The sequence below is a fragment of the Arthrobacter sp. 05L421 genome (assembly GCF_056397785.1).
This window is the reverse complement of record NZ_JBFTOC010000005.1, coordinates 41563-64238: the sequence shown is the minus strand read 5'-3', so window position 1 is coordinate 64238 and position 22676 is coordinate 41563. Positions and strand designations below refer to the sequence as shown.

Genomic DNA, 22676 nt, shown 5'->3' with positions numbered 1-22676 from the left:
TAGCAAAGCCGCGTCACAGCCGGCCTGACTCACAGTCCGGCTGCGTTGCTCCAGACCGTGAAGGTGCGCCCCACTGGGTAGTGCGCGCACGGCTGGTCCGGCGAGATCAGGTCTCCGGCGTCGATATCGGTCGCCGCCGACACCACTGCCCGGCCGTCGGCGTTGGCCAGGGTGGCCCGGCCGCCGATCCGCCGCAGGGCCGGCATGGCCCCGCGTTCCAGGCGCTGAACCGTGACGTCGATGCCCACGATTCCCGCCACCGGGGCGTCCGGACGGGTGAACACCGGGTGCGTGAAGGTCAGGACGTACTCGTCGGTGCAGAGGAAATCCACGTAGGGCCCGGTGACATGCGCCCGGCCTGTTTCCACGGGGATCCGGAACCACTCGGCCTTGACGTAGCGGCTGATGGAGTTGGGACTGAAGTTGGCCAGCGCGTCGACGTGTTCCAGATCCGGGCCCTGCCACCAGGCGATATAGCTGCGCTCGGGCCCGAGCAGCCCCGCGTTGGCGATGAACCCAGCGCCGGCCGCGTAACCGCCGGGCAGTTGCACCAGTTCCTCGACCACGGGCCGGATGAGCTTGTCCACGGCCGTGCCCGTGACTTTCCCGGACATGGCGGCCAGGGCCGCACCGGCGGCGGCAGCCCAGTCCGCCAGTCGGTGCTCGATGCCCGCGATGGTGGCGTCGAGCTCGGCGGCGGCCCGTTCGGCAGAGCCGGGTCCGGCCGGTGCAGCGGAGGGGCCTGTGGAGGGACCAGCGGTCGGTGCCGCGGAGTCTGCGGAGGAGCCTACGGTGGACGTGGTTTCGGACATGGTTGCTGCCTTAGCTCGAAGCGGCGGGGACATTTGCGGTCAAGCTGGACGGTCAGGATTGGTCAGTCAATATTGGTCGGTCAAGATCGTGGCTTAAACATGCGAGTGCGGTCAATAGCGTTTGGCCTGCTCGGTCAGCAGCCAGTCGGTCGTGGCGGAGATCAAGTCCTTGACCCCGGTTTCGGCGGCCCTTGGATCGTGGGCCTCGATGGCGGCTGCCACGTCCTCGAGGATCACGGCGGTGCGCCCGCGGTACCCGGCATCGGCGCAGGGCAGCAGCGTGAGGGTGCCAAGATCGGCCTGTAACCGGATGAGCTCCCGGGCCAGCCGGGCGGAGCGGGCAATGGCCGCAACTTCCAGCAGGAACTCCGAGAGGGCCAGGCGCCAGCTGGCAGAGTCGTCGTTGGCTGAGGGGATGAACGAGCGCAGCGTGGCGATGTCGGCGGCGTCGGAGCGCCGGGCCGCCACCCCCGCGCAGGCCGCGGCGATCGCCTGGTAGTGCAGCGCGAGGTCCCTGATCTGCAGCCGGCTCAACTCCTGCAGCTGCGCCAGTGCCCGTTCCCGGGAGGGCAGCACGTTGTCGGCGATGAAGCTTCCGCCGCTGCGGCCGCGTGCGGTCCGGATGATTCCCGAGGCACGCAGCTGCGAAAGGGCCTCCCGTGCCGTTACAGCGGACACTCCGAGGGCCGCGGCCAGCTCTGTTTCGTTCGGCAGCCGCTGGCCGCTGGTCAGCAACCCGGTCTCCACCGCCTGCTCGATCCGGCTGCACACTTCATCCACGAGCCCGCGTGACTTGATCGGCGTGAACACCGCCGCCAGGCTCCGGGAGGCGCCATTCGGCGACAACACCATCCGGGCCTCCCTTCCCTCCGGCGGTATCCGGCCGGTTCCGGTGTTACCGTCCGGCATCCATGCAGCGTCCGCAGGGGGGCGCCGCCGTGCGTCGACCGGGCTGATGTCATCCTAATCCGGGCTTTGCCGGAGGGTCTATACATAAAACCTATGAAGTAATAGCATTTGGCCCAGCAGCCCTGTGTGGACTGGATCACATTCCGCTGCGTGGCTCTCTCGTGGACGATCCGGCAACGGAGTAAGGCGCACCCCATGACCGAAACACTGGCCGCCGGCACCTCGACCGGAACCGAGGAGATTCCGGCGATCCGCCTCCGTAAGCTCACCAAGGTCTTCGGGGATACCGTCGCGGTAGATGGCGTGGACCTGGACATCCGCCACGGGGAGTTCTTCTCCATGCTTGGCCCGTCCGGCTCCGGCAAGACCACGGTCCTGCGGTTGATCGCTGGCTTCGAGCTACCGACGTCCGGAAGCATCGAACTCGAGGGCAAGGACGTCACGGCGATGGCGCCCTTCCAGCGGGACGTCAACACCGTCTTTCAGGACTACGCCCTGTTCCCGCACATGTCCCTCGTGGACAACGTCGCCTACGGGCTCCGGGTGCGCGGAATGGCCGGAAAGCAGCGGCGCGAGCGGGCCAGGGAGGCCCTGGACCGCGTCCAGCTCGGGAAATTCCTCGGCCGCAAGCCCGCCCAGCTCTCCGGCGGCCAGCGGCAGCGGGTTGCCCTGGCCCGGGCGCTGGTGGTCGAGCCGAAGGTCCTCCTGCTGGATGAGCCGCTCGGTGCCCTGGACCTCAAGCTCCGGCAGCAGATGCAGGTGGAACTCAAGGAATTGCAGCGCTCGCTGGGCATCACCTTCATCTTCGTCACCCACGACCAGGAGGAGGCCCTGACCATGAGCGACAGGATCGGTGTCTTCAACAACGGCAGCGTCGAACAGATCGGTACCGCTCACGAAATCTACGAGCGCCCCGGCGGCATCTTCGTGGCCAACTTCGTCGGCACCTCCAACATTTTCGACGCCGCCCAGGCGCAGGCGCTCTATGGCCGGCCGGACCCCCTGTGCATCCGTCCCGAGCGGCTGCGCGTCGGCTGGACCGGGGAGCCGGAGAGCCGTTCCGGCACCACCTCCCGGCCCGGGACGGTGACGTCGTCCGTCTACGTCGGGCACGCCACCCAGGTGCGGGTGCAGCTCGACGGCGGGCCCGACGTCGTCGCGCTGGTTCCGGAAAAGCTGCCCGGCGGCGACTCGGAACTGGTGAACCAGCCCGTCACAGTCAGCTGGGACAACGACGCCGTCGTTTGGCTTCCGGGCCCCGTCACCTGACGCCGGGCGGACGTCCCGCCCGTTCCGCAGCGTTCCCAGTCCAGAGATTTTCTTCACATCGAAAGGTAAGGATTATGGCACCAAGAACTAAGGCCTCCCTCGTTGTCGGGGCGGTTGCGGCGGCAGCCCTCGCGCTGTCAGCCTGTGGGACCAGCGGCGGATCGGGTTCTGCACCGTCGACGCAGCCGGTGAAGACCGAGATCGGTGCCGGCGAAGGCCAGATCTCCATCCTTGGCTGGCCGGGGTATGTCGAGGACGGCAGCAACGACCCGGCGGTCGACTGGGTGCATCCGTTCGAAAAGGAGACCGGGTGCAAGGTCAGCTTCAAACCGTTCGGCACCTCGGACGAGGCCGTGACCCTCATGCGCACCGGGCAGTACGACGTCATTTCAGCCTCCGGGGATGCTTCGCTGCGCCTGGTCGCCGGCCATGACGTCCAGCCGGTCAATATGAGCCTGCTGAAGAACTACCCGGACATCTATCCGTTCCTGAAGGACAAGGCCTGGAACACCGTCAACGGCGTTAATTACGGGATGCCCCACGGTTGGGGCGCCAACCTGCTGATGTACTCCACGGACAAGGTCACCCCGGCGCCCGCATCCTGGAGCGCGGTGTTTGACGACGCCGCCAAGCACACCGGCAAGGTCACGGCCTACGATTCGCCCATCTACATCGCCGATGCCGCCGTCTACCTCATGGCCCATAAGCCGGAGCTGGGCATCAAGAACCCTTATGCCCTCGACAAGGACCAGCTGGCCGCCGCCGTCGACCTGCTCAAGCAGCAGCGCACGCACATCGGCGAGTACTGGAGCGACGTCGTCAAGGAGGTCCAGGCCTTTACGTCGGGGAGCACCGTGGTTGGCACCACCTGGCAGGTGGGGGCCAACATCGCGACGGGCGAGGGCGCCAAGGTTGCAACCCTTCTCCCGGAAGAGGGTGCCACCGGCTGGTCGGACACCTGGATGATCGGATCCAAGACCAAGAACCCGAACTGCGCCTACAAGTGGCTCGACTACATCGCCAGCCCCAAGGCGAACGCCCAGGTGGCGGAGTACTTTGGCGAATCCCCGGCCAACGCCAAATCCTGCGAGCTGACCAAGGATCCCAAGCACTGCGAGACGTACCACTCCGGTGATACGGCCTACGCCGAAAAGATCTGGTACTGGACCACCCCGGTGGCCGAGTGCCTCGATGGCCGCACGGACGTCAAGTGCACCGACTATTCGGAATGGACCAAGGCCTGGACGGAAATCAAGGGCTGAGTCCGGCGCTTGCGCACCCAAACCGCAAGAACAAGCCGGCCGCGGCGGCCGGCAGAGACTAAGGCGAGATGGCACAACAGATACAACAGCTGCCGCCCGGCCCACCCCGTGATGCCGGGGCTGTACCGAGGGCGAAAACCAACGCCTTCTCGGCGTTGCTTCACCGATCACCCCGGCTACGGCTTGCCGCGCTGCTCACGGCGCCGGCGGGCTGGCTGGTGCTTGTGTACATCGCCGCCCTGGCAGCACTGCTGATCACCGCGTTCTGGACCGTGGACACCTTTACGGGAGAGGTGTCCACGGTCTGGACCACGGAGAACATCGTCACGGTCCTGACCGATCCGGTGTATCAGCGGATCACCCTGCGGACATTGTGGATCGCGGTTGCGGTCACGGTGATCGACATGATTCTCGCCCTGCCCATCGCGTTCTTCATCGCGAAGGTGGCCAGCGCCCGCTGGGAGAAACTGCTCGTGGTGGCCGTGCTGATGCCGCTGTGGGCCAGCTACCTCGTCAAGGCCTACGCCTGGCGGAATGTCCTGGCCGAAGGCGGGCTGCTGGAGTGGCTGGGGGCTCCGCTGGGCCTCTCGTCCCCAGGCTATGGCGAGACCGCCGTCATCCTGACGCTGTCCTACATCTGGCTGCCGTACATGATTCTGCCCATTTACGCGGGCTTTGACCGGGTGCCCGACTCCCTGCTGGAAGCCTCCGGGGACCTCGGCGCGAAACCGCTGACCACCATGCGCCTGGTCATGCTTCCGCTGCTGGTCCCTTCCATCATTGCGGGCACAATTTTTACGTTCTCCCTGTCCCTGGGTGACTACATCACCGCGCAGATCGTCGGCGGGACCACTCAGATGCTGGGCACCGTGGTCTACGCAAACGTCGGAGCCGCGAACAACCTGCCCTTTGCCGCCGCGGTGTCGCTGGTTCCTATCGCCATCATCATGTTCTACCTCTTCATCGTCCGCCGTACCGGCGCCCTGAATAACCTGTAGCGAAAGGCGCATCATGAGGCTTTCCCGTAGCGCCAAAGTGATCCTGGGCGTCGTTACCGCGCTGGTGCTGTTGTTCATCTACACCCCGCTCATGCTCGTGGTGGTGAATTCGTTCAACGCGGACCGGACGTTCGGCTGGCCGCCCAAGGGCTTCACCTTGGAATGGTGGGGCAAGGCTTTTGACTCGCCGGGAGTCCGGGAGGCTGTCCTGTCCTCGCTGTGGGTGGCGGTGGTCGCGACCGTCATCTCGCTGCTGCTGGGGACGCTGCTGGCACTGTCATTGCAGCGGTATGAGTTTTTCGGCCGCGACGTCATCAACCTGCTGGTGATCCTGCCGATCGCGCTGCCCGGAGTTGTCACAGGCATTGCCCTGAACAACATGTTCACCACCATCATGGGCGTTTCGCTGAGCCTGTGGACGGTGGTAATCGCCCACGCGACGTTCTGCATGGTGACCGTTTTCAACAACGTCATAGCGCGGCTACGCCGAATGAGCCCCGGCCTGGAGGAAGCCTCCTCCGATCTCGGCGCGGGTGTCTTCACCACCTTCGGCCTGGTGACGTTCCCTCAACTGCGCTCGGCCCTGCTGGCGGGCGGGCTGCTGGCCTTCGCGCTCAGCTTCGACGAGATCATCGTCACCACGTTCACGATCGGTGCCGGTGAGACCACGCTGCCGATCTGGATCCTGCAGAACCTCTTCCGTCCGAACCAGGCGCCCGTGGTCAACGTCGTGGCCGTCGTGTTGATCGTGGTCTCGATCGTTCCGATCTGGCTGGCGCAGAAGCTGTCCGGGGACTCCGTGCGTGTCAGCGGCGCCCGCCTGAAGGCGGACGAACGCTAAACCGTACCGGGCTGCGCAGGATCGATGGAGACGACCGCCAGGAATCCGCGGCCCACGATTTCCGGCGTGGCGGTGTCAGCGCCGACGACGGCGTCATAACGGTTCAGCTCGACGCGCTCCGGCTCCGGCTCCGAGGTGACTGTGGGCGTGCCGACGGCACTGTCGGCGCCGGGCGCGGGGTCGCCCGCAGTGCCGGGGCTGACGGTCCCCTGGCCCTGCAGGAGGATGCCGAACTGTCCCTCGAACACTGGATGCGCGCGCTTCTTGGACAGCTCGATGATAGACGTGTAGCCCTTGAAGGCGCCGTTGCGGGTGATGACGTTCAGGTCCCGGATGTCGCCGGTGGGCAGTGCCCCCGCCGCGGCGGCGTCGCCGGAGAACCGGAACGGCCGGTACTTCTCAAGCGGGTGCTCGGCGCCGTCCACGCTCAGGAGCAACAACTCCCCGTCAATCACAGTCAGCACACGGTCCATCCCCGCGAACGCAGAGAAGGGGCCGGCCTTGGATACCTCGGCAATGCTGACGCGCCAGTCCCATGAGTTGTCCTGCGCTGTTTTTTGCAGGGCGGGTTGCAGGGCGGTTTGCACGGACGGCGTCCGGGGATGGCGGGCCACCTCGCGGGTCACCCCGCCGCCGTTGCGCCAAGGGTGGGCTTTGAGCTCGGCATAGCGGATGATCTCCATGGCACCAGCCTATCGGCCGGTCAAGGGGCGCCTGGAGCCAGCCCGGCTGCGATGCCGGCGCCATGCCCGGTGCCACGCTTCTGCCGCCGCCGACGCAAAGTCGGCGGCGGCGGTCCTGTCTTGCTAACGTCAGAGGCAGGAAGCGTGCAAAAGGAGCCAGAATGTTTGTCAAAGTGTGCGGCCTCAGCACCCCGGACGCGGTCCGCGCCGCGGCTGGTGCCGGCGCGGACGCCGTCGGCTTCGTCCTGACCCGCAGCGCCCGGGAGGTCACCCCGGAACAGGTCAGGAACCTCCTCTCCCACGTCCCGAATGGTTTGCCGGCCGTGGGGGTGTTCCGGCACGAACCGGCCGCCGACGCCGTCGACGTCGCCCGTGAGGCGGGCCTGGTCTGGGTCCAGCTCCACGGGGACCGCTCACCGGCGGACGTCCGGACGGTGCACGACGCCGGGATGAAGCTGATCCGGGCCGTCACCATGGCCGCCGCTGCAGACGCCTTCGACAACTGGGGTGAAGAGCTGCTCCTGATCGACGCCGCTGTCCCCGGCTCCGGCGAAGCCTGGGACTACGGCTCCGTCCGGGCTAAGGCCCTGGCTGGACGCAAGTGGTTGCTCGCCGGCGGCCTGGATCCCGCCAACGTGGCCCGGGCGGCGGCGGAAGCCGGGGCGTGGGGCGTCGATGTGTCTTCCGGGGTCGAGTCCTCGCGAGGCATCAAAGACCTTGCCAAGATTGGGGACTTCGTGAGGGCGGCCAAGGAGCCGGAATGAGGCCGGGCCGCTTGCGGGCTATCGGAGGGAGCTAGGAGCGTTTGATGATGACATCATCGATGTATTCGTCGCCCTTTTGCCGGTTGTGCTCGGCCCCGAGCTGAACTTTGCTGAGGCTGCTCCCCAGCATGCTGACGCTCGTGCTGCTGTATCGCTGCACGCCGTCGAACCACACCTGGATTGTTGACGCGCTGCCATTGGCGGTCACCCGCATGCTGACATGGTGCCAGGCGCTCAGGGAGATGCTCCCTGAGATCAGTTTCGTGTAGACAAAGGTGCCGCTTGGTGAGGTGACCCGGAGCCACAGCTGCCCGTTGCTGTTGTAGCGGTAGATGTCCGCGACGCGGGTGGAACCGGAGAAGAAGCGGAAGTACGGTACGTCATTGCCGGAAACGCCGGCCACGGTGATATTGAACCAGCCGTCTGCGTACGAGGTCTTGGTCCCCGAGGCGAACGCCGGGGCGGAAAGGTTTGCGAGCGAACCGGAATCCGTGGTCACGTGCAGCTTGGCTGAATGCGTCCCGGTCTTGGCCCGCGAAGTGGACATTGTTGCCGTCCCGGTGCCCGACACTTGGGGGATGAGGCCGCAAAAGCTGCCCGATTCAAAACTCGTGGCCAGCACGACGGACCCAGAAAAGGAGTTCGTGGGTGCGGGGCTGCACGTTGCGGCCGTAGCGACCTGGGCGGAACCGAAGACAAGGGAACCGGCTACGAGTAATCCGAGCGTCCCAACCATGCTGAGTGTTCTAAGTGTTCTCATTGCAGATACTTTCCGTGATTGGTTGGACTTGATGATGTGCGCTTGTGCCGCGCCGGGCGGGCGGCTTCTGTCATGCAAGCTGCGCCAAGTGCACCAACTGCGCCACCGCTGCGACGCCGACTATGGCCAGAAGGGCTGCCGTGGTGATCAATACAGGGCGCGGCAGTGCCTTGTCCGGATGCAACACGCGGAGGACATCGCAGCTCACGAGTGCTGTCACCGTGGCCAGTCCTGTCAGGAAGATGATCATTTCGCACGCACCAGGGCCCGCTGTGGCCTCTTGAGCTCAAGGCCAAGGAAGGCGAGGGTCATGATCGACAGGACGCATACGCCCGCCGGCGGTGACCAAAGCCGTGCATAGATCATCGCCGTCGCCACGAGGGTGGACATCGTGAGGCTAAAGGCAATTGCGATGGCGATGAAGAGGGGGAGCGCGCCAGCGGTCGTGGCCGAGCGCGTGGGACCGAAGTGGAGGAGCAGCACCAGCGCTGTTCCAGGTCCGGCCAGCATCAGCAGGCCGATCACGGCCAGACGCAGGCCCTCGGGCCCGACAAACGAGAGCGGTATGGCGGCCAGGGCGACGGCTGCCGTCGCATAGCTCACGTAGCTGCGTTCAGTTGCCATTGGTAACTCCTTCGATGTGAAAAATCACGCCGCCCGCGTTTTCATAGACCTTCGTCCAGCCTGGACTGGTGGCGCATGTGGCGGTAAAACGTTGAAGGTCGCCGGTGGGAGTCGAACCGCGGAGTTCGGCCGCCTCCCGCTGGCTTTCGGTAACGATGAGGTACGCGCCCGCTTTGTGGGCGATCTGGTTGGCCGCTTCACAGCTAAGCGGAGCGGCGTTGGGAATCGGCTCGGCAGCAACGAGCGCCCGGTAGTCGTAGTCCGCGTAGTGCTGGTATCTCCACGGGGTGTTGCGAACTGCCTCAATGAGGACGGCGCCGGTGGGCGCAGTCGCATAGAGCCGGTTCACTAAGGCGATTTCGTCGTCATTGAAGCTCTCCATGCCGTCGTTTCCGTAGCGGGAAACCACCGTTGCCGTGGCCAGTACCGCGCCCATGAGCAGCAGCGCGAGGGCTCGGCGCAGGCTCAGCCCGGCATTGCTCTCTGACATCAGCGGCAGCACCGCCAGGCACACGGCAAACGGAAGGCTAAAGAGATACAGGCGCAGGAGCAGTTCGCCGCCATATGGCTGGAGCGGAATCAGGACCAGCGGCGCAAGCGCCGCGGCCGCGGCCGCCAACCACGGTGCCTTCCGCCGATAGCCAACGATGGCGCCGGCAACGGCGAGAATCCAGACCAGCGCGACCTCGGCGATGCGCGTGTAGACCACCAACACGTGGGCATCGCTGCCTGAGACCCGGGTGCTCAGCGCGCCGAGGCTGTTTGCGCCAATGTCACCGAAAGAGCCGAGCAGCTGGCCAAAGTGCCCCGACAAGAAGGCTGAAGCCGCAAAGATCAGCCAGCCGACCGGCAGGACCACGGCCAGGACGGGCAGGAAGCGCAGCCGGAGATGGCCGGTCAGCAGCAGCGCGGCCAGGATGGGGATCGCGGCGAAGGGGCTGAGCTGATGGGAAGCGGTCATGGCGAGAAGGAACAGCCCGCAGACCACCACGAGCACCGCCGTGTCCGCCCGGAGTGGCTCAATGGCGCCATATCCGGGCGCTGAGCTGTCAAGCTTGTTGACACTGCGGGCAAGCCGCCGGGAGAACCCGTTTCGCTCCGTGGACCAGGCCCAGCCGGCAAAGACGCTGAGCAGGCAGGCAACCAGGGTGAGCAGGAGGACGAAGGAATGCGCCTGCGGCGAGAGATAGTCCTGTCCAATCCAGCTGGCCACGTAGAAGATCCAGACAGCAGCCCACGCCTGGCGCGGATTTGCCGTCAGCCGCCGTGCCAGGGCCAGCAGCGGCGCGAGCAAGAGGAAGTTGATCCCCACCGGCGCCCAGGTTGCGATGCCGAATAGGTCCTTGGCGCCTGTCGCCCCCGAGAGCATTCCCAGCATGCTGAAGAATCCGGGCCAGTCGAAGTACGCGTCCAGGGTCGGATCGAGTTGGCCCGATTGGCTCATGGTGTCGGCAATGCCCAGATGGCGGAAGCTGGCCTCGAGCCGAGGCAGGCCATGGATGATGGGGTCAGCTCCAGCGAGGACAACCACTGTCACCAGAAGCTGCCAGGTCAGCAGGGGAGGGACCAGGCGGCGGAGGCTCAACGAGGCGACAAATCCGGTCAGGCTGAGCCCGAGCGCTACGAAGTAAGCGGGCGGGAGGACGCCAATAAGTCCGGCGCCGCCGATCCGAAGGGGATCGACCTGGGTCATACTCCAGACGCCGAGGACGAGGGCGACCGCGGCTGTGGCGGCCAAGGCGCCGACGTGCCACGACGGCGTCAGTCCCAGGTTGCGGCGGGTGGGCGGTTTGGCGCCGCCGACGTGCGCATGCGCCTCATGCCGGTGGGCGGTGTTCACGGGGCTTGTTGCCGTTTCGTGTGTCATCATTTCCTCGATTCAACTCGGCTGGTGGCGCGCTGAAGGAATCCCGCCTGCGGCTGGGGCGGGGTTCACTCGGGTCAGTGTGATCAGACGCCAAGCAGCAATCAGCGAAGCCGTCGCCTGGGCAACGGCCCAGAGTACGGATACGCCGGTCAGGCCATATTGCTGGGCCACAGCCGCGGCGGGGGCCACGATCAGGATGGCGGTCAAGGTGGCGACTACCGTTGATTCGAAAAGCCGCCCGTGGGCCCGGCACAGCCCGTAGTAGACCTGGGTCACACAACTCAGGAGGAGTGCCGGAACGAGTACAGGAAGAAGAACCCACGCGGCCGCGTACTGCGATCCGAGGAAGCCCAAAAGCAGTGGCCCGGCCAACATCAATATCAACCCGGCCGCGAGAGTCAACAGGAAGCTGGCCCGCAGGGCGGAGCCGAGGAGTCCCGGCCGCGCCCGCGTTCCCGCGAGGGCCGTTTGCAGCGTAAACCCGGCGGACTGCGGCACGAAGAACACCGCCGATGCCATCATCCACACCACGAACCAGGCGGCAGTCGGGGCGGGCCCCAGAGTTGCTGCAACGATGAGCGGAAGCAGGTAGCCGGGAGCGCGGTCGGCGAGCATGAGGGCGTGGTTGGGAAGCCCGGGCTTCAGGAGTTTTAGGGCCGGACGCGGCCGGAGGCCATGCTTCCAGTCGGGGGAGACCTGGGCCCGGGCAAGCTGGCGCAGTCCCACGAGGACGCTGGCCAGCGCGCCGGCGGCAACTGCGGACACAATCACCGCCAAGTCACGGAGTCCGACGGCGAACGCGGCGGCCAGGAAGGCGAGCTGCACGAGGCTCTGCACGAGGCTTCTGACCAGCGTTCGGTCGGCCCGCTCCTGGGCCACGCCCACGTAGTCAAGCTGGTAGGCGCTGGCGGCGAGGAGCGACGTGGCCAGGAAAAGGACCGTGACCAGCGGGATCCAGGCCTCGCCCACACCTGTGCCGAGCCAACTTGTGACGACAACCAGCAGGCCCGCGCCCAGCAGGGCGAAGGTCGCGACGGCAAGAAGGCTAGCGGCGATGAGCCGCCGCCCGCCGTCACTTTCCGCCGGTAGGAGCGTCAGGGTGGCGGGCCCGACACCGAGCATCCCCAGCTGCACGGTCAGGAGGGCGGCCGACACCACCGCGGAGCCGAGACCCAATTGCTCCGGCGGGAGCACGAGGGCCGCGAGCGCCCAGAACAGGAAGCCCGTCACCATGGGGGCGATCCTCGCGGCGGCCAGCCAGGCCGCGTTCCCTCCGACCGAGATGGGCTTGTGGGCCGGCCGCAGGAGTTCGCCGGCCATGGCGCGGTAGTTGTAGAGCAGGAAACCCATCCAATACGGCAGGAAGCGGGGCGCACGGACCAGCGACAGGCCCACGCCCCGCACGGTGGCCAGCAGGGGCAGCATCACCAGCCAGCCGGCCCTGCCCGTGTGCTTGCGGACGGTGCGGGCCATTCCGGCCCCATCCTGGAGCCACTGGTCGCGGGCGTAATCGAAGGTGTCGTCGAACCTGTGCCTGACCACTACGGAGTCGGAGACGCCGAGCCGGTACCCTGCCTGCTCCAGCCTGATCCTGAGCTCCACATCTTCCCCGGAGCGGAAGTCGTCGTCGAACCCGACGTCGAGCAGCACGTCGCGGCGCATCAGCGTGGCGCTGACGCCGAACCACTTGCGCACCCGGCTGTGGTTGTGGTGCCACGCCAGCGCAGCCCCCCAGTACCCGGGTCCGTCGGCTTCGCTGGCCAGCCCGAATTGCAGGCCGTCGTAACCCCCGGATTCGAATTCGGTCAGCAGCCGGGGCAGGCTCGTCGACGGAAGGACGACGTCGGCGTCGATCAGGGCGACTACCTCCCCGGTGGCTGTCCGGGCGCCGAGCATTCGTGCGGCCGGCAGGCCGCGCCCCTCATCGGAGATGACGGTTGCCCCGCAGTCGCGGGCTATTGCTGCAGTGTCATCCGTGGAGCAGCCATCGACCACTATCATTTCGTGCGGGTGTTGACTGCGGATCGACTCCAGGCACTCGCCCAGCCAGGCTGCGGCATTGCGCGCTGGAACGACAACCGACACCCTCAGATCGCTCACGTGGCCTCGCCTCACTCATCCAGTTTTGAACGAACCAGATTCGCGATGAAGTCAGAGGCCTGGTCCGCTGACCAGGCGGCCGGCAGCCGGAGCAGCCAGCAGGGAACGTCTTCCAGGGCCCGGCGCACCACGGCCGCCTTCTGGCCGAAATGCTCCTCCAAGGGGACGAGGCTGGTGGCGCCGAGGGCCTCGACGAGCCGCCGCGACACCATGGGCAGTTCCGAATGGAAGTTGCCGACGATCCGCGACGTCATCCACTCCGCGCTTCGTGACTCCAGCCGTGCGTCCGCGCCGTCGAAGCGCTCTAGGAAGATGGCCAGCTGTGCCGGAGCCGCGGACGAGATCCGCTGCGCGCCGAAGACATGCTCCGGCTGGACCATGCGGTGCTCGGGGGACCAGCGCCGGGTGAAGGCCGCTGTTTTCGGATACCGGACAATAACCGGATGGACTGCCGTGGCCAGATGGGCGACGGGCGTCGTCAGCCATCCGGGGGCCAGAGGCTTGCGCGTACCCCGGAACATGTCCGGGTAGATGGCGCGGTGGTGGGGCTTGATAAACATCGGCTTGGCATAGCCCATGAGCATTCCGCCGGCGCCCATGAAGGCCCAGTCGTCCGCCATGAAACGCACGTCCGGCATGGCCACCAGCTTCGCCACCGTGCTGGTCTTTCCGACTCCGCCCCAGGCTGGCAGGAGCACCCCGGAGCCCCGGAAGTCCACCACCGCGGCATGGATCATTGCCGCATCCTCCTCGACGCACAACCGGTCCAGCAACGGAATCACGGAAGTCAGGAGCTCGCCGGCGCCTTCGATCCGGTACCCGTCCTTCGTCTCGATAATCTGGACGCGGTCTGCCGGAATATAGAGGGATTCGCCGGTGAACCGGTAGGCATCCTCCGCATGCGACTGGTTGGAAATCGGCGTAATTTTGGCGCCGATGGTGATCCGCCGTGGCGCGCCGGATTCCCCAAGGAACGGAGCGAGCATGTCCCTTAGCTGCGGTTCCCCTGGCGTCCCGGCCTCGACATCGATGCCCACGATCCCGTGGACATCGAAGGAGGCTCCGGCAGAGGCGCCGATCGGCTGTTTCACGTCGCGTTCAGGTTGGCTCATGATCCAGACTTTCTCGGGTCGGGTTCCTGCGGTCAGGCGGTTCCGTACGCAGGGGCTGCACTTGAAGTTTCACAGGGCGGTGTACAGAGACGGGCACCCAAGCTGCGCGATTCACTGGACTTCCCTCCAAGGCTCTTCCGCCGACCCCGCGGCCGCTTTCAGCGGCGATGCCGCGATAGGCAGGCGGCGGCCGCGTACATAGCCGGTCGCGGTGGCCGCGAGCACGGCCACGATGGTTGCGGCCCGGCCGAGCCCGGCGCGGTCCCCGCCGCCGAGCCAGCCGCGGATTCCGGCAAACACTGCACGTGGGAGGACCCGCCGGACATAGCGCCGTTCGGGACCCAGTGCCCGTTTGTGGCCGACCACCCTGCTGACCTGCGCCTTGGAGAGCCCTTCGCCCCAGGAACGTGCAAGCATGTAGCGCAGGGTGCCGCGCTCGACCGGAACGTGGTGGTGCACCAGGGCAGCGGGTTCATAGACCACCCGGGATCCGGGCGCTCCCAGCACTGCACGGATGCACAGTTCGGTCTCTTCGCATCCCAGCGGGACGGTGCCCTGGCGTCCCAAAGCTGTGTTGAAGCCGCCCACCCGGTCCAGGACATCGGCGCGGAAGGACATGTTCGCGCCAATGACATTGCGGACTTCGGCGGCGACCTTGGGCATTCCCCGGTACGTGCAGCCGACAATCCAGTCGAGCTCATTGGCGAAGTGGCCCGGCCGGCCGGCCTCCCAGAGCGGCTCCACCCGGCCGCCCACAGCCAGAACGTCGGGATCGTCGTACAGGGCCGCGAGGTGCTCGAGCCAATCCGGCTCGGCTTCGGCATCGTCATCGAGGTAGGCCACGATCTCCGCCTTGGCGATGCCCGAACCGGTGTTGCGGGCGCCGGAGAGGCCCTTGGGTCCGGTGTTCTCGACAATTACGGCGTCCGGGACGGTGAAGATGAGGCGCTTGTACAAGTCGACGTTGTAGTCGACGACGACGATCGTCTGCTTGGGCGGGACGGTCTGGGTGCGGACCGAGTCCAGGGCGCCCATCAGCCTGTCCCACCGGTCCTCCGAGTAGGAGCAAATGACCACGGATACTTCCGGAATGCTGGGGTCCTCGGACATCCTATTCGCCTGCCCGTCCGCCCAGAACGCTGCTGGGATCGGTGGGAACGTGGGGAAACACCACGCTGGGGTACTTGTACTTGACTCGGCGCAGGGCCTCGGGACGGGCGCCAGCTGTCGGAGCCTCCCAGCTCACGCGCTCGCGGGCAAGGGTGCGCAGGACCCGCCAGCCGTCCCGGAACGTGTGCAGGTTCGACTGGCCCGAAATCCGGGACAGTTCATGGCTGGGAACCTCGGCAATGCGGAGGCCGGCCCGTGAGGCCCGCACAATCAGTTCAGTTTCGATCTCGAATCCGTCGGACTCCAACTCCAGAATGTCAACGCATTCGCGGCGCAGGGCGATGTAGCCGTAGCAAAGATCCGAGTAGTCACTGTGGAGGACGGCGTTGGCGAGCCAGGTGAGCAGCCTGTTACCCCCGCTGCGCAGCAAGGTGAGATCGTCCGAGCCACCGCCCGTCACATAGCGGGAACCTTTGACGAAGTCGTACTCATGCTGGAGCGGAGTCACCAGCCAGCCGATCTCCTGGGGGTCCATGCTGCCGTCGCCGTCCAGCATGACGATGATGTCCCCGGAGGCCGCGGCAAATCCGGCCCGCACGGCGTTCCCCTTGCCGGGGCGGGGTTCAGCCACCACCACGACGTCCAGGCGCAAGGCCCGGGCCACTTCAACTGTGCCGTCCAGGGAACGGCCATCAACAATTACCACCTCATCCACATAGGAGGGCATACGCCGCAGCACCCACGGCAGGTTCATTGCCTCGTTCAAGGTGGGGATCACCACACTGACGGAGGGATTTGCCGGCGGGGGCGTCGTTTGGGGGCGCACGTTTGGCTTGAGATTCGGGATGGACACTGGCCTCACCACTCAATAACGTTTCTGCTCGTCTTAACTGCAGCGCTTTCCGGCTCCTCAGCCGGAAAATAGACCCAAGCTGACGCTGCGGTTGTCGACAACTTATTGATGTACCCCAGGGTTAAAGTTTGGTCATGTCACCTTGCATTAACCTTGGATTAAGTTGAAGAGTCAAGTTAAAATCGAGGGAGACTGTTGATGCCGGCTGGCCTCCATGCGACACTGGCCGGATGCGGACACGCGTTGTACGGGGGCGCGTGCCGGCAGGCCGCCGGCGTCCCCCCATCTTCCGTTTTATGGCGGCTACCGCCATGGCCCTGGGCCCAGTCCTGGCCCTGGCGGCATGCAGCGGGGACGGCGCTCCCGGGAGCGAGCGGCCACTCGTCACGTCCTCTTCGGCGTCGCCGGCCGGACCGTCAGGCGCACCGAGCACTGGCACTACGGACACCGGCTCCACGTCGGGAACGCCGTCGGGAGCTCCCGAAGGCGGTGCCGCGACTGGGCCCGCCGTGGCATCGTTGAATCCGAGCGCTCCCCAATCCGTACCCGCCCCCGCCCCGTCTCCCGTCCGGACCACGGATGTGACAATGACCGGTGACCTGCCCGGCTGGAAGCAGGTCTTTGTCGAGGACTTCTCCGGCGGCGGCGTCCCGCTGGGCCGCTTCCCGGGCCCGCTCTATAGCGCGCGGTGGAGCGCCGGCTACAAGGACGGGACCCCGGACACTGCCGGGCAACGCAGCGGCGGCAAGTCCGGCTACTACCCGTCCAGGGTGCTCAGTGTCCGCAACGGTTCGCTGGACTGGTACCTGCACTCGGAGAACGGGATCTCGATGGGGGCGGCGCCGACGCCCAGGATCCCCAACGCCAGCTCCAACCCACCGCGCGCCAACAGTCTCCTCCGCGGCCGGTACTCCGTCCGCTACCGGGCTGACTCGCTGCCCGGATTCAAGACGGCCTGGCTACTGTGGCCGGACAGCGGCGTCTGGCCCCGGGATGGCGAGGTGGACTTCCCCGAAGGGGACCTGGCCAGCATCATTTACGGCGCCGTCCACTTTGACCGGAACGGTGCCGATGCCTGGGAGAAATTCGATTCCGACCAGTACGTGACCTCGTGGCATGTGGCCACGATGGAATGGAGCCCCGGACGGGTCGAGTTCTTTCTCGACGGGCGGTCCCTGGGCGTGAGCACCAAGGCGCCGACGACGCCCATGCACCTGATCCTGCAGACGGAGTCCTGCCTCACCGGTTGCCCGGCCCCGGCGACCCAGGGCCACGTCTCGCTCGACTGGATCAGCATCTGGGTGCCGGCCTGAGGCTTCAGGACGCCCGCGACGGATTCCGCGGTCGACTGACGGCGTCCGAATACTAGCGGTCGATCACTTGCGCTTGAGCGTGAAGGAATCCGAGAAGGTGTAGCCGTCGGCGGGAACGAATCTGGCGGCAAGTTCATCCGCCGTGGCCGTGACGTCCAGGGTCCCAAAGGCCGGTTCCTGGTTCTTTCCGGAAGTGCTGGCGAAATAACCTATTTCCGGGTCATCGGATCTCACGTTGTAGAGTCCCACGCCGCCAACGCCGACCGTGGCGAACACGGTCCCCGATCCCTGGGCCATGGCGCCGTCGGTATCGCCCAGACAGCCGGAGGTGAAGCTGGCGGGAACGAGTTCCGCGCAGCTGCCGCCCGTGGCCAGCTGATGCGTCCGCTGATAGACGTGGTCGTGGCCGGACAGCACCAGGTCCACCTCCTTTTCGATCAGCATGTTCGTGAAATCCTGCCCCGCCTGACAGTCATAGTTGCCCACGCTCAGGCACGGGGCGTGCATCCCCACCACCGTCCAAGGGATGTTCTGCGATTTGGCTTCGTCGATGGCGTTCGCGGTCCAGCGCCAGCGCTCGCTGCCCCTTGAGTAGTCCAGGGGCTCCCCGCCCCGGAAGTCGATGCCGGGGGAGACCAGGATGAAGCGGACAACGGGATTCTGCTCGGGGACGTCGACCCGCCACTGGATGCCGTACTGGCCTTGGAGCCCGGGCAGCCTGTTGGGCAGGCACCGGACATATTTCTCGATGTCGCCGTCATGGCCGTCGCTCTCGTGGTTGCCGGTCACGAGCTGGTAGGGGAAGGCCTCGCCGAGGCGGGCTGTGACCATATCGCAGAACTGCTGTTCGAGTCCTGCCTTGTAGGCGAAGTCGCCGAGGGCAAGGTTCAGTTCGGGATTAAGGGCGGCAACGACGTCGAGCACCTTTTCGGCGCCAGAGCCGATGCCGATGTCGCCCTGCGCGGTGAAGTGCACGGACTCGCCGGCCGGGGGCGCGGCGGAGGACGGCGGGGCGGACGACGGCGGTGCCGAGGACGGCGGGGCGGACGACGGTCGGGCGGAGGAGGGGGTGCCCGGGATCGGGGCGGGTTCCGGCGGGCCGGGCAGGCAGGCTGACAGCAATATCCCAAGGCCCACCGAGAAAGCACCGATGCCCGCCTTGCCACGTTTCCCCAGGGACCCGGCCACGATTCCTCACATCACTTGGTTGATCAGAACTGTGCGAATAGTTCTGCGAAATTCGGTGAATGCCCGGCATTTATAGGCCAGAGTAACCCGGCCGCCGAACGATGGCCAGAGAACACTTCGGGCCCGGATCGCGGCATCCGCCGTCGGAAATCCTGAAGTCCATGCCAGCGTGCCCGCCTCACTACTCCCCGTCAAGGACCGGCCGGACCTAGCCCGGGACGGGCTTCCTCGTTAGCATGCAGAGTGGGGAACACACCCCGATCACCCCCGGCGGAACAGGTCCGCCATCGCTCGAAGGAGACCGTTGTGACTCTGCCCGAAGGTTTGACCCCCGGCGTGTGGACGCTGGACATGTCCCACAGCGAAATCGGCTTCAGCGTCCGTCATGCGGGCATCAGCAAGGTCCGTGGCCGGTTCAACGAGGCCTCCGCCGAGGCCCGGGTGCGCGAGTCGCTGGCGGACGCCAGCCTGCATGCCACGGTCAAGACCGCCAGTTTCGATTCGGGGGACGCCAATCGTGACGGCCACGTCCGCGGCCCCGACTTCTTCGATGTCGAGACGTACCCCGAGATGACGTTTCGGGCCACCGGGATCCGCGGTGACGGAGAGGACTACGTGCTGACCGGCGAGCTCACCATCCGCGGCGTCACCAAGCCCGTGGATCTCGAAGTCGAGTACACCGGTGTGGCGGTGGACCCCTTCGGCGCCACCCGGGCCGGATTCAGTGCTGAGGCGGACATCAGCCGGAAGGAATTCGGCCTGACCTGGAATGCCGCCCTCGAAGCCGGCGGGCTGCTGGTCAGCGACAAGGTCAAGATCAACGTTGAGGCCGCCATGGTCAAACAGGCCGACACCTAAACGCCGAAGACGCGGGGCCCGCACTTGAAGCGTTTACCGGCACCCAGAAGCCGGTTGCCCTGAGCCGGAGAGGGCCGGGGCACGAAAGTCAGGGATTTTCCGGGTGAACCACTCATCCGAATGTCACTCCTACGGGCGAGAATGAATCCATGAAGACACTCCTGAACCTCATCTGGCTGCTCTTTGGCGGACTGTGGCTGGCCATTGGATATTTCCTGGCCGGCGTCGTCTGCTGCCTGCTGGTCATCACCATTCCGTGGGGGCTGGCCTCGTTCCGCATCGCGTCCTATGCACTGTGGCCGTTCGGCCGCATGGTGGTGGACAAGCCCGGCGGAACCAGCATCTTTGCCCTGCTCGGAAACGTGATCTGGCTGCTTGTGGCAGGGATCTGGATCGCGATCGGGCACGTCGTCACGGCCTTCGCCATGGCCATCACGATTGTCGGCATCCCGCTGGCGATCGCCAACCTCAAGCTCATCCCCGTCTCGCTGATGCCACTCGGCAAGCAGATCGTTCCGAGCAATTCGCGCTATGTGACCGCGTACAGCCCCAGCCGGCGCTAGGGCTGCAGCGCAACCAGCGGTGAGGGGGCGCTTCCCCTGTCAGTCCAAGCAATTCGAGGGAGAGGATCATGAGCGAACCGGCGTCCGGGGATACGGACCTCATTCTGGTCATTGTCCGCGAGTTCAGGGCCCCGATCCAAGGCGTGTGGTCCGCGTTGACGGACCCGGACCAGGCCCCGCAGTGGTGGGGTCCGCGCGGCTTCCATGTCCCGCGTGAGAGCGTCGACGCGGACCTCGAAGTCGGCGGACTGTACCGCGCCTGCATGATCCAGGACAGCACCGGGCAGCAATTCTGGTGGAGCGGAGTGCATACCGATGTTGAGCCGCCGCACTTGTTCGTGTTCACCCATGCCTGGGACAGGCCCGACGGCACCCGCGGCTTCGAAACCGAGGTCACGATCCGGTTGGAAGAGGTCGACGGCGGCACGCAGATGACGTTCACCCAGGGGCCGTTTGATTCCGCGGCCAGCCGCGACCGCCACGGCGAAGGGTGGCGTGAATCGTTCGATCGGCTGGCGAATCACCTCAGCGTTGCCGCCTGAGCCTGGGCGGGTTGCCGGACGGGTTGCCGGGACACACCGTCAGGCTAGTTCGCCCTGCAGGTTCCGGCGGGCCGGCTCCAGCCACAGACCGCGGGCGCGGTCCGTATGGAAGAGCGGATCCAGCCGCAGCAGCCCGCGGACGACGGCGGCACGGCCGGCAGCGAAGTCGGCGTCGCCGATATGAGCGAAGTCTTCCCGGACGGCGGCCACGTAGCGGGCGTAGGCCTCCGGTTCCCCGCCGAGCACAGAGAGGTCGGCGTCACTGAGCAAAGCGCCGCCGTCGTCCCCGGGCTCCGGACGGTGGTCTGCCGTCAGCAGCACCAGGCGGACCACTTCGTCCACCTCGGCGGCCGGGAGACCTGCATGCCGGAGCCGGTCTTCGGCAAGCCGCGCCGATTCCTCCTCGTCCTGTCCCGCCACGCCGCGGTAGACGGCATCGTGGAACCAGGCGGCCAGCACCACGGTCCGGGGCGGATCGGCCGGATGGCACAGCAGGTCCAGGGCCTCCAGTACCGCCAGCAGATGGGTGCGGCCGTGGTACTTCCGGTGCTCCTCGCCCCAGCGGTCCATCAGGTCCAGGAAGAGGGCGTCGTGGCCGGGCAGTGCCTCGTTCCAGCGGTTCAGGAGCGGAACCCGGAGGGCCTTGCCGCGCCGGCGGGCCGGGATCCTCAACCCGCTGGCGATCAGCTTGCGGACTAGGACCCTGCCCTCCACCGGGACGGCTCCGGCCGCCACCAGGGCCGTGTACCTGGCCTCGGCGACGTCGTAGTGGTCGCCGTCGAACGCCCGCTCGGGGATGCCGGCGGCCGCTGCGAAGGCGTGCAGCTCCTCGAGTGAGGTGTCCGAGACGAGGTGCGAAAAGTGGGTTCCGTGGGCAGGCCAGAGCGGCGGATCGACGTAGACGGCCATGGTGGCAGTCTAGTCCTGTCCGCGGACACCGGCACGGGCACCGGCACGGTCCGTCGTCGGAGGCCCCAGACGGCGTCGGGCGGGCTTTTGGCGGGCTCTGGCGGGGGTCACACCGCGACGGCGGGGCGGATGTTCTGGTTGCCGCGGAAAACGTTCCCGGGATCAAACTCGCGTTTCACTTCTGCCAGCCGGTTGTAGTTTTCGTCGCCGTAGGCCGCGCGGATACGGGCTTGTCCTTCGTCGCCGATGAAGTTCAGCCAGACGCCTCCGGTGGCGTAGGGGGATATGTCCTGGCGGAAGCGCTTGACCCAGGCCTTCGCGTCCTGCCCGCCCTGCGGGGTGTCGCCCAGACCGAACGGGTGGCTCACCCAGCTGGCGCTCCGGTTCAGCAGCGGGGTGGCCGCGGCGGCAGGCCCGCTCACCGCCCCGCCCCAATGGGCTATCAGCTGCTGGGAACTTGGCCCCGGGAGGTTACATGCCGGCCACGGAATGGCCGCCGGCGCGGACGGCGACGTCGAGGCCGTGGGTCTTCGCGTAGGCCAAGGCCTCGGTCACCTCTTCTGGGTCGGCGCACGGGGCAATGACCGCTGGATGGCGGTCGATCATCGCGTTGAAGATTCTTCGAGTTTCGTCGTATTCCGGGTGACCCGGCCTGACCCACCTCATGGCAGTGCTCCTGGTGACCGCGGTTCCACCCCACTTTTAGAGCTTACCGACCGCGCGCCAGCTGTGGCTACGGCCCGTTGCTCGGCCAGTGAGCCGCGGACGGCGCGGACCAGGTGGCGGGATGGATAGCCGCGTGGTTAGCCGCGGGCGTGTGGCGAGTTAGTCGCGGGCCTCCCGGATCGGGTGCTGGCTGACGATGGAAACACGGTTGAATGCGTTCATCGTGATCGCCAGCCAGCTGACGGCGGAAAATTCGTCGGCCGTCAGGTGCCGGCGAGCCTGTGCGCTCTCGTGGTCGCGGGCTTGGGCGTCAGCGATGGTGGTGATGGCCTCGGCCAGCGTCAGGGCTGCGCGTTCCTTTTCGGAGAAGAGAGTTGTGTCGCGCCATGCAGGGAGCACGGCCAGGCGTTGGGCCGACTCGCCGTTCTTGACGGCATCTCCCACGTGCATGTCAAGGCAGTAGGCGCAGCCGTTAATCTGCGAAATGCGGACATTGAGCAGCTCGATCAGCGTCTCGTCCAGCCCGGCATCGCTGGCGGCTTCTTTGGCCTTCAGGCCCAGCCCGTTGAGTGCGCGCCAGGCAGCAGGATGCGCCTTGTCGAGGAATACATTCCGCTGCTCAGGACTCTGTTGCTGGGGATTCTGCCGTGCTGCCGTCTCAGTCATGGATTCC

25 protein-coding genes are annotated in these 22676 nt (G+C 66.4%); 9 read left to right on the top strand and 16 right to left on the bottom strand.

Annotation, left to right across the window (positions count from 1 at the left end; all coding sequences use genetic code 11):
- Window positions 1-29: 29 nt before the first annotated feature.
- Window positions 30-812: a cache domain-containing protein gene (locus AC1DKQ_RS08395; RefSeq protein WP_476918689.1), complete on the bottom strand. Its 783-nt coding sequence runs from the start codon at window positions 810-812 to the stop codon at window positions 30-32.
- A gap of 111 nt (window positions 813-923) precedes the next feature.
- On the bottom strand, window positions 924-1664 hold the full coding sequence (locus AC1DKQ_RS08390; protein WP_476918688.1) for a FadR/GntR family transcriptional regulator: 741 nt from the start codon (window positions 1662-1664) through the stop codon (window positions 924-926).
- 252 nt (window positions 1665-1916) lie between these two features.
- Here AC1DKQ_RS08390 and AC1DKQ_RS08385 point away from each other — a divergent pair, with 252 nt between their 5' ends.
- From AC1DKQ_RS08385 to AC1DKQ_RS08370, 4 genes are all read left to right on the top strand, one after another.
- Complete coding sequence (locus AC1DKQ_RS08385; protein WP_476918687.1) at window positions 1917-2990, top strand: ABC transporter ATP-binding protein; 1074 nt, start codon at window positions 1917-1919, stop codon at window positions 2988-2990.
- Window positions 2991-3064: 74 nt separating this feature from the next.
- A complete protein-coding gene (locus AC1DKQ_RS08380; protein WP_476918686.1) occupies window positions 3065-4252 on the top strand; it encodes an ABC transporter substrate-binding protein in 1188 nt (395 codons plus the stop codon).
- 68 nt (window positions 4253-4320) lie between these two features.
- Window positions 4321-5250: an ABC transporter permease gene (locus AC1DKQ_RS08375; RefSeq protein WP_476918685.1), complete on the top strand. Its 930-nt coding sequence runs from the start codon at window positions 4321-4323 to the stop codon at window positions 5248-5250.
- 13 nt (window positions 5251-5263) lie between these two features.
- Window positions 5264-6091: an ABC transporter permease gene (locus tag AC1DKQ_RS08370; RefSeq protein ID WP_476918684.1), complete on the top strand. Its 828-nt coding sequence runs from the start codon at window positions 5264-5266 to the stop codon at window positions 6089-6091.
- On the opposite strand, the gene AC1DKQ_RS08365 is transcribed toward AC1DKQ_RS08370, so the two are convergent.
- Window positions 6088-6774 (bottom strand): HutD/Ves family protein, encoded by a 687-nt coding sequence (locus tag AC1DKQ_RS08365; RefSeq protein WP_476918683.1) that lies wholly within the window; start codon window positions 6772-6774, stop codon window positions 6088-6090. The two genes, AC1DKQ_RS08370 and AC1DKQ_RS08365, sit on opposite strands and share 4 nt — an antisense overlap.
- Window positions 6775-6935: 161 nt before the next feature.
- Here AC1DKQ_RS08365 and AC1DKQ_RS08360 point away from each other — a divergent pair, with 161 nt between their 5' ends.
- On the top strand, window positions 6936-7538 hold the full coding sequence (locus tag AC1DKQ_RS08360; RefSeq protein WP_476918682.1) for a phosphoribosylanthranilate isomerase: 603 nt from the start codon (window positions 6936-6938) through the stop codon (window positions 7536-7538).
- A gap of 31 nt (window positions 7539-7569) precedes the next feature.
- Here the strand turns inward: AC1DKQ_RS08360 and AC1DKQ_RS08355 are convergent, their stop codons facing one another.
- From AC1DKQ_RS08355 to AC1DKQ_RS08320, 8 genes are all read right to left on the bottom strand, one after another.
- Entirely contained in the window at window positions 7570-8085 is a 516-nt protein-coding gene (locus AC1DKQ_RS08355; RefSeq protein ID WP_476885422.1) for a hypothetical protein, read from the bottom strand.
- A gap of 283 nt (window positions 8086-8368) precedes the next feature.
- The gene (locus AC1DKQ_RS08350) at window positions 8369-8548 is read right to left on the bottom strand and encodes a hypothetical protein (protein WP_476885421.1); all 180 of its coding nucleotides are present in this window, start codon (window positions 8546-8548) and stop codon (window positions 8369-8371) included.
- On the bottom strand, window positions 8545-8922 hold the full coding sequence (locus AC1DKQ_RS08345) for a hypothetical protein (protein ID WP_476885420.1): 378 nt from the start codon (window positions 8920-8922) through the stop codon (window positions 8545-8547). The genes AC1DKQ_RS08350 and AC1DKQ_RS08345 overlap by 4 nt, the downstream gene beginning before the upstream one ends.
- Window positions 8912-10792 carry a hypothetical protein gene (locus tag AC1DKQ_RS08340; protein WP_476918681.1) on the bottom strand — a complete coding sequence of 627 codons (1881 nt, stop codon included), beginning with the start codon at window positions 10790-10792 and terminating at the stop codon, window positions 8912-8914. Before AC1DKQ_RS08340 ends, AC1DKQ_RS08345 begins: the two co-directional genes overlap by 11 nt.
- Window positions 10793-10801: 9 nt before the next feature.
- Window positions 10802-12889 carry a glycosyltransferase gene (locus tag AC1DKQ_RS08335; protein ID WP_476885418.1) on the bottom strand — a complete coding sequence of 696 codons (2088 nt, stop codon included), beginning with the start codon at window positions 12887-12889 and terminating at the stop codon, window positions 10802-10804.
- Between the two features lie 11 nt (window positions 12890-12900).
- Window positions 12901-14001, bottom strand: a complete 1101-nt coding sequence (locus AC1DKQ_RS08330) for a hypothetical protein (RefSeq protein WP_476918680.1) — start codon at window positions 13999-14001, stop codon at window positions 12901-12903.
- A 111-nt stretch (window positions 14002-14112) separates the two neighbouring features.
- On the bottom strand, window positions 14113-15111 hold the full coding sequence (locus tag AC1DKQ_RS08325; RefSeq protein ID WP_476885416.1) for a glycosyltransferase family 2 protein: 999 nt from the start codon (window positions 15109-15111) through the stop codon (window positions 14113-14115).
- A gap of 1 nt (window position 15112) precedes the next feature.
- Window positions 15113-15964 carry a glycosyltransferase family 2 protein gene (locus AC1DKQ_RS08320; RefSeq protein WP_476885415.1) on the bottom strand — a complete coding sequence of 284 codons (852 nt, stop codon included), beginning with the start codon at window positions 15962-15964 and terminating at the stop codon, window positions 15113-15115.
- 587 nt (window positions 15965-16551) lie between these two features.
- Here AC1DKQ_RS08320 and AC1DKQ_RS08315 point away from each other — a divergent pair.
- Window positions 16552-17277: a glycoside hydrolase family 16 protein gene (locus tag AC1DKQ_RS08315; RefSeq protein ID WP_476885414.1), complete on the top strand. Its 726-nt coding sequence runs from the start codon at window positions 16552-16554 to the stop codon at window positions 17275-17277.
- 63 nt (window positions 17278-17340) lie between these two features.
- Here the strand turns inward: AC1DKQ_RS08315 and AC1DKQ_RS08310 are convergent, their stop codons facing one another.
- Entirely contained in the window at window positions 17341-18465 is a 1125-nt protein-coding gene (locus AC1DKQ_RS08310; RefSeq protein ID WP_476885413.1) for a metallophosphoesterase, read from the bottom strand.
- Window positions 18466-18771: 306 nt separating this feature from the next.
- Here AC1DKQ_RS08310 and AC1DKQ_RS08305 point away from each other — a divergent pair, with 306 nt between their 5' ends.
- From AC1DKQ_RS08305 to AC1DKQ_RS08295, 3 genes are all read left to right on the top strand, one after another.
- The gene (locus AC1DKQ_RS08305) at window positions 18772-19323 is read left to right on the top strand and encodes a YceI family protein (RefSeq protein ID WP_476885412.1); all 552 of its coding nucleotides are present in this window, start codon (window positions 18772-18774) and stop codon (window positions 19321-19323) included.
- A gap of 149 nt (window positions 19324-19472) precedes the next feature.
- A complete protein-coding gene (locus AC1DKQ_RS08300; RefSeq protein ID WP_476885411.1) occupies window positions 19473-19886 on the top strand; it encodes a YccF domain-containing protein in 414 nt (137 codons plus the stop codon).
- A gap of 68 nt (window positions 19887-19954) precedes the next feature.
- Entirely contained in the window at window positions 19955-20428 is a 474-nt protein-coding gene (locus AC1DKQ_RS08295; protein ID WP_476885410.1) for an SRPBCC family protein, read from the top strand.
- A gap of 39 nt (window positions 20429-20467) precedes the next feature.
- Here AC1DKQ_RS08295 and AC1DKQ_RS08290 read toward each other — a convergent pair whose 3' ends face one another.
- From AC1DKQ_RS08290 to AC1DKQ_RS08275, 4 genes are all read right to left on the bottom strand, one after another.
- The gene (locus tag AC1DKQ_RS08290) at window positions 20468-21337 is read right to left on the bottom strand and encodes a DUF4031 domain-containing protein (RefSeq protein WP_476885409.1); all 870 of its coding nucleotides are present in this window, start codon (window positions 21335-21337) and stop codon (window positions 20468-20470) included.
- A 107-nt stretch (window positions 21338-21444) separates the two neighbouring features.
- Window positions 21445-21759, bottom strand: coding sequence for a BBE domain-containing protein (locus AC1DKQ_RS08285; protein ID WP_476885408.1), 315 nt, complete (start codon window positions 21757-21759; stop codon window positions 21445-21447).
- Window positions 21760-21808: 49 nt separating this feature from the next.
- On the bottom strand, window positions 21809-22003 hold the full coding sequence (locus tag AC1DKQ_RS08280) for a hypothetical protein (RefSeq protein ID WP_476885407.1): 195 nt from the start codon (window positions 22001-22003) through the stop codon (window positions 21809-21811).
- Window positions 22004-22162: 159 nt separating this feature from the next.
- Complete coding sequence (locus AC1DKQ_RS08275; protein ID WP_476885406.1) at window positions 22163-22669, bottom strand: carboxymuconolactone decarboxylase family protein; 507 nt, start codon at window positions 22667-22669, stop codon at window positions 22163-22165.
- Between the last annotated feature and the right edge of the window lie 7 nt (window positions 22670-22676).

What these genes read in the sequence shown, in the direction of transcription:
- AC1DKQ_RS08395 (WP_476918689.1), bottom strand. Translation starts at nt 812, where the DNA reads ATGTCCGAAACCACGTCCACCGTAGGCTCCTCCGCAGACTCCGCGGCA.
- AC1DKQ_RS08390 (WP_476918688.1), bottom strand. Translation starts at nt 1,664, where the DNA reads ATGGTGTTGTCGCCGAATGGCGCCTCCCGGAGCCTGGCGGCGGTGTTC.
- AC1DKQ_RS08385 (WP_476918687.1), top strand. Translation starts at nt 1,917, where the DNA reads ATGACCGAAACACTGGCCGCCGGCACCTCGACCGGAACCGAGGAGATT.
- AC1DKQ_RS08380 (WP_476918686.1), top strand. Translation starts at nt 3,065, where the DNA reads ATGGCACCAAGAACTAAGGCCTCCCTCGTTGTCGGGGCGGTTGCGGCG.
- AC1DKQ_RS08375 (WP_476918685.1), top strand. Translation starts at nt 4,321, where the DNA reads ATGGCACAACAGATACAACAGCTGCCGCCCGGCCCACCCCGTGATGCC.
- AC1DKQ_RS08370 (WP_476918684.1), top strand. Translation starts at nt 5,264, where the DNA reads ATGAGGCTTTCCCGTAGCGCCAAAGTGATCCTGGGCGTCGTTACCGCG.
- AC1DKQ_RS08365 (WP_476918683.1), bottom strand. Translation starts at nt 6,774, where the DNA reads ATGGAGATCATCCGCTATGCCGAGCTCAAAGCCCACCCTTGGCGCAAC.
- AC1DKQ_RS08360 (WP_476918682.1), top strand. Translation starts at nt 6,936, where the DNA reads ATGTTTGTCAAAGTGTGCGGCCTCAGCACCCCGGACGCGGTCCGCGCC.
- AC1DKQ_RS08355 (WP_476885422.1), bottom strand. Translation starts at nt 8,085, where the DNA reads ATGTCCACTTCGCGGGCCAAGACCGGGACGCATTCAGCCAAGCTGCAC.
- AC1DKQ_RS08350 (WP_476885421.1), bottom strand. Translation starts at nt 8,548, where the DNA reads ATGATCATCTTCCTGACAGGACTGGCCACGGTGACAGCACTCGTGAGC.
- AC1DKQ_RS08345 (WP_476885420.1), bottom strand. Translation starts at nt 8,922, where the DNA reads ATGGCAACTGAACGCAGCTACGTGAGCTATGCGACGGCAGCCGTCGCC.
- AC1DKQ_RS08340 (WP_476918681.1), bottom strand. Translation starts at nt 10,792, where the DNA reads ATGATGACACACGAAACGGCAACAAGCCCCGTGAACACCGCCCACCGG.
- AC1DKQ_RS08330 (WP_476918680.1), bottom strand. Translation starts at nt 14,001, where the DNA reads ATGAGCCAACCTGAACGCGACGTGAAACAGCCGATCGGCGCCTCTGCC.
- AC1DKQ_RS08325 (WP_476885416.1), bottom strand. Translation starts at nt 15,111, where the DNA reads ATGTCCGAGGACCCCAGCATTCCGGAAGTATCCGTGGTCATTTGCTCC.
- AC1DKQ_RS08315 (WP_476885414.1), top strand. Translation starts at nt 16,552, where the DNA reads ATGACCGGTGACCTGCCCGGCTGGAAGCAGGTCTTTGTCGAGGACTTC.
- AC1DKQ_RS08300 (WP_476885411.1), top strand. Translation starts at nt 19,473, where the DNA reads ATGAAGACACTCCTGAACCTCATCTGGCTGCTCTTTGGCGGACTGTGG.
- AC1DKQ_RS08295 (WP_476885410.1), top strand. Translation starts at nt 19,955, where the DNA reads ATGAGCGAACCGGCGTCCGGGGATACGGACCTCATTCTGGTCATTGTC.
- AC1DKQ_RS08290 (WP_476885409.1), bottom strand. Translation starts at nt 21,337, where the DNA reads ATGGCCGTCTACGTCGATCCGCCGCTCTGGCCTGCCCACGGAACCCAC.
- AC1DKQ_RS08280 (WP_476885407.1), bottom strand. Translation starts at nt 22,003, where the DNA reads ATGAGGTGGGTCAGGCCGGGTCACCCGGAATACGACGAAACTCGAAGA.
- AC1DKQ_RS08275 (WP_476885406.1), bottom strand. Translation starts at nt 22,669, where the DNA reads ATGACTGAGACGGCAGCACGGCAGAATCCCCAGCAACAGAGTCCTGAG.